Below are 4,612 nucleotides of genomic sequence, written 5' to 3'. Positions count from 1 at the left end.
GTGACACTCGAGCATCTGTTGGTCGGACTGTTGGACGACGAAAAGGTCGACGACGCCATTCGCGCCTGTGGCGGAACGCCGAAGCGCCTGCGCCGCGAGCTGCATGCTTTCCTCGAAACGTCGATCCCCAAGCTGCCCGAAGAGATTCAGGACGTTCAAGCACGCCAGACGCTTGCGGTTCACAGGGTGCTGCAGCGCGCCGCCGTGCACGTTGTAACCTCCGAGCGGGATGTCATCAGCGGCGTCGCCGTGCTTGTTCAGATCTTCAACGAAGAGGAGTCCCAAGCGGTCTACTTGCTACGCAAGGAAGGTCTGCGCAAGTTCGACTTGAAGCGCTACGTGTCCCATGGCGTCCGGCCCGACGGTCTGGTTGAGAGCGAAGGCAGCCCGGCAACCACCGGCGACGACGGCGAGGAAGAGGGGGACTCCGCGCGCGATCCGCTGGCCGCCTACACCATGGACCTGATCCAGCTTGCCGAGGACGGCCAGATCGACCCGCTCATCGGACGCACAAACGAGCTCGAGCGGACGGTGCAGGTGTTGTGCCGCAGACGCAAGAACAATCCGCTGTATGTGGGTGAATCGGGTGTGGGCAAGACCGCGATCGCCGAGGGGCTCGCACAGGCCGTGCATGAAGGACGTACGCCCGAAGTGCTGCAGGGCGCGCGCATCTACTCGCTCGATATGGGTGCCCTGCTCGCCGGGACCAAATTCCGCGGCCAGTTCGAGGAACGGCTCAAGGGCGTGATCCGGCGACTTACGGAGCACGAGAACGCCGTGCTGTTCATCGACGAAATCCACACCATCGTAGGCGCCGGCGCGACTTCAGGCGGTTCGATGGATGCCTCCAACATACTCAAACCTGCGCTGGCTTCGGGCAAGCTGCGTTGCGTGGGCTCGACCACTTACGAAGAGTACAAGCACATCGAGCGCGATCGCGCCCTGGCGCGCCGCTTCCAGAAGATCGAAGTGAAGGAGCCCTCGATCGAAGACACGATCGGTATCCTCAAGGGACTGCGCAGCCGCTACGAGGAGCACCACGAGCTCAAGTACGACGACGGCGCGATCGAGGCAGCGGCAAGACTGGCGGCAAAGCACATCAACGATCGCTTTCTCCCGGACAAGGCCATCGACGTCCTGGATGAGGCCGGCACCCTGGATCGCCTGCGTCCGGAAGCGGAGCGCACCGGCCGGGTCACGGTCAGCGACATAGAGGCCATCGTCAGCAAGATCGCGAGGATCCCCGAAAAGAGCGTATCCACGTCGGATCGCGAGCGCCTGAAGAACTTGGCCCGGGATCTCAGGTCGGTGATCTTCGGGCAGGACAAGGCCATCGAGCAGCTCGCCTCGTCCATCAAGCTGGCGCGTTCGGGCCTGCGCGACCCCGACAAGCCCATCGGCTCGTTCTTGTTTTCTGGTCCCACCGGCGTGGGCAAGACCGAGCTCGCCAAGCAGCTTTCGCTGGTGCTCGGGGTCGAGCTGCTGCGCTACGACATGAGCGAGTACTCGGAGCGACACACGGTCTCGCGTCTCATCGGCGCGCCGCCGGGCTACGTGGGCTTCGATCAAGGGGGGTTGCTTACCGATGCCGTGCGCAAACATCCCTACTCCGTCGTCGTCTTGGACGAGATCGAAAAGGCCCACCCCGATCTGTTCAACATCCTGCTTCAGGTGATGGATCATGCCACGTTGACCGACAACAACGGGCGCAAGGCGGACTTCCGCAACGTCATTCTGATTCTGACGACCAACGCTGGAGCGCAAGACATGGCCAAGAACGCGCTTGGCTTTGGCCGCGAGCCGGGCGAGGTCGACAACAGCAGGGCGCGGCAGGCGATCGAGCGCGCGTTCTCGCCGGAGTTCCGCAACCGCTTGGACGCCTGGGTCTTGTTTGATGGGCTGCCCAGGCAAGTGATCTTGCGTGTCGTGGACAAAGAGCTCGGATTGCTGCAGGAGCAGCTCGATGCGAAGGGCGTCAAGGTGGCTCCGAGCGACCGTGCGCGCGAGTGGCTGGCAACCAACGGCTACGACGCGGCCTTTGGGGCACGGCCGCTGGCACGCCTGATCGAGAGCCGGCTCAAGCGGCCGCTTGCCGAGGCACTGCTTTTTGGAGCCCTGCGGGCAGGTGGCACGGCTCGTGTCGATGCGGACGGCGACGAGTTGGTCCTGAGCTACGAGCATCCAGAGGTGCCGGAACCTGCCGAAGACACTCCCTGTACCGAAACGAGCTCGGGTGGCGACCCGGAATAGCGGGGGTGGCCCCCTTGCGTTTACGGGCTACAGTTCTGGTACGTGTCCGTCTACGTCCTGAACGAGGAGCTCGTTTTCCCCCCTCCCGAACAGGCCAACGAGGATGGGGTCTTGGCCGTGGGTGGCGACGCGTCGGTCGAGCGCTTGATTCTGAGTTACGCGCTTGGGATCTTTCCCTGGCCGCACGAGAGCCTGCCGCTGCTGTGGTTCTGTCCCGATCCGCGTTTCGTGTTGGAGTTCGAGCGCGCACACGTCGGTCGTTCGTTGCGCAGGTGCATTCGCAGGCAGCGCTATGACGTGCGGGTCGACACGGCGTTCGACGAGGTCATTCGGCGCTGCGCGAGCGTGGCGCGTCCCGGTCAGCGCGGGACCTGGATCAGCGACGAGCTGCTGCGCGGATTCGTAGCTCTGCACCGGCGCGGCTACGCCCACAGCGTCGAGGCATGGCACCATGGCGCGCTCGTGGGAGGCCTGTACGGCGTGTCCTTGGGCCGTGTGTTCTTCGGCGAGTCCATGTTCGCGCTGGCTCCGGACGCGTCGAAGGTCGCGACCGTAGCGATGCTTGGCAACCTGCGCCTGTGGGGGTTTCGGTTGGTGGACTGCCAGGTCTACACCGAGAACCTGGCTCGCTTCGGGGCCAGGAGCTGGCCTCGCGCACGCTTTCTCACGGAGCTGCGCCGAGCCTTGGTGTTTCCGACGCGCCGCGGACCCTGGCGTTTCCCCTTGGACCCTGTGCAGGCGCTCGCGTTCCTGAAACAGCCTGCGACCAACCCCACAGGCCAGGTGTCGGCTCAGCCCAGTTTCTTGACGGATCAGAGCGAACGGTGATCCGGTGAAGTGCACTGGGCGCAGCAAGCACCGGCGTCAAGCAGGCCGGCCAGCAACCACCCCAAAGACTGCCCCGTTGCTGTTGTCGCGGTTTGGGGCACGCCTCGCAGCCGCGGATCGAGAACATACCCGCTGGCTCCGATAGTGCGGGACTCGGCGCAGTGCGGAACTCGGCGCAGTGCGGGACTCGGCGCAGTGCGGAACTCGGCGCAGTGCGGAACTCGGCGCAGTGCGGGACTCGGCGCAGTGCGGAACTCGGCGCAGGCGATGCCCTACGGAGCGCCCTGGTTGCCTGACACGCGCCCCAGCCAGGAGGGGTCGGTGTTGCGCGTGGGCGAGCCCCTGCCCTTCAAATACTCGACGAAGCGATCCCGGATATCGGTCACGGTGGAGCGCTCCACGCTTGGATGCGACAAGAGGGCGCTCCGCCAGGAACAGACCTTGGGCACGTCTCGAAACAGATCGAGCTCCGGCACGATCTGCTCGCACCACAGCAGTCTTTGAAGCAACGGGGCGATGGCGGCATCCACCAGAGACAATGCATCGCCGCGAAAGAAGCGGTCATCCGAAAGCGCCCCCTCCAGGCGCTGCAGCTTCGAGCTGCAGGCTTGTGCCGTCTTGCGGGCGTCTTGCTCTTCCCGCGTAACCATCAGGCGATAGCAATCCACCAGCGCGGTGGAGCCGAATTCGATCCAGGATCGATGACGCGCTCTTTCCAGTGGATCGCTCGGATGCATGGTGCGGCCCGGCGCTGTCTCGTCGATGAACTCGTTGATGACCGCAGACTCGAACAAGACGATTTCCCCGACCTGAAGCACCGGCACCTTGCCGAGCGGCGAGAGGGCAACAAACCAACTCGGCTTGTTCGAAAGGTCAATATACTCGACGTCGTATTCGACACCCTTTTCCTCCAGCGTGATCACACTACGCTGCACGTAGGGGCAAAGATCGAAGCTAATGAGCCTGTAGTTCGACACGTAGGACCTGCGGGTACGAGGGAACGCACCAATGTGGCACCACTCGCAGTATCCGGCAAGGAGAGCGGCCGGCAACTACCAATCAATCCCGAGGCACCATCCACATGACTGCACCGCTGTCGGACAGCGGATAGCGGTACGCCATGATCGTCAAAGGGCGCCCTGACGCATCGCGTACGTGCAACATGGTTGCCGGTCGCGCGCCCGCCGGACCCCGCCACTGGATAGGCTGCTCGCCCCAACGCATGCTCCCGTCCTGCTCCACCACCAGCGTGCGCCACTGCCGCGGCTCGGCCGCCGTGGATGCGTCCTCGTCGGCAGGTGCGGATTGCGCGCTGCTCGCAACCCTGCGGATGCGCTCTGCGAGCGCCCCGTAGGTATAGTCGCTCACCCACGAAGGGCTGCAGTAGCTCAGGAAGTCGCTGTGAGCTTCGGGTCCGAGCACGCGCTGTTCGATGGCGCTGAAACCCCAGCTGCCCAGCGCGGCTCGGGCATAAGGAAAGTCCGGATCGACATCATGGGTGTCGCCGCAAGGCGCGTGCTTGCGTCCATGCGCG

General features: G+C 64.3%; 4 protein-coding genes. 2 read left to right on the top strand and 2 right to left on the bottom strand.

What is annotated here, in order from left to right; genetic code table 11:
* The coding region (gene clpA, locus MJD61_22195; GenBank protein ID MCG8557970.1) for an ATP-dependent Clp protease ATP-binding subunit ClpA at positions 1-2,250 on the top strand (2,250 nt) is incomplete at its 5' end.
* Positions 2,251-2,292: 42 nt separating this feature from the next.
* The gene (aat, locus tag MJD61_22190) at positions 2,293-3,078 is read left to right on the top strand and encodes a leucyl/phenylalanyl-tRNA--protein transferase (GenBank protein ID MCG8557969.1); all 786 of its coding nucleotides are present in this window, start codon (positions 2,293-2,295) and stop codon (positions 3,076-3,078) included.
* Positions 3,079-3,350: 272 nt separating this feature from the next.
* On the opposite strand, the gene MJD61_22185 is transcribed toward aat, so the two are convergent.
* Complete coding sequence (locus MJD61_22185) at positions 3,351-4,055, bottom strand: glutathione S-transferase family protein (GenBank protein MCG8557968.1); 705 nt, start codon at positions 4,053-4,055, stop codon at positions 3,351-3,353.
* 82 nt (positions 4,056-4,137) lie between these two features.
* Positions 4,138-4,612: hypothetical protein (locus MJD61_22180; GenBank protein MCG8557967.1), on the bottom strand; the 475-nt coding region annotated here is incomplete at its 5' end.

The sequence above is a fragment of the Pseudomonadota bacterium genome (assembly GCA_022361155.1).
Lineage (GTDB): Bacteria > Myxococcota_A > Polyangia > Polyangiales > JAKSBK01 > JAKSBK01.
Note: the sequence above shows the minus strand (reverse complement) of the source record. Positions and strands in the feature narration are given on the sequence as shown.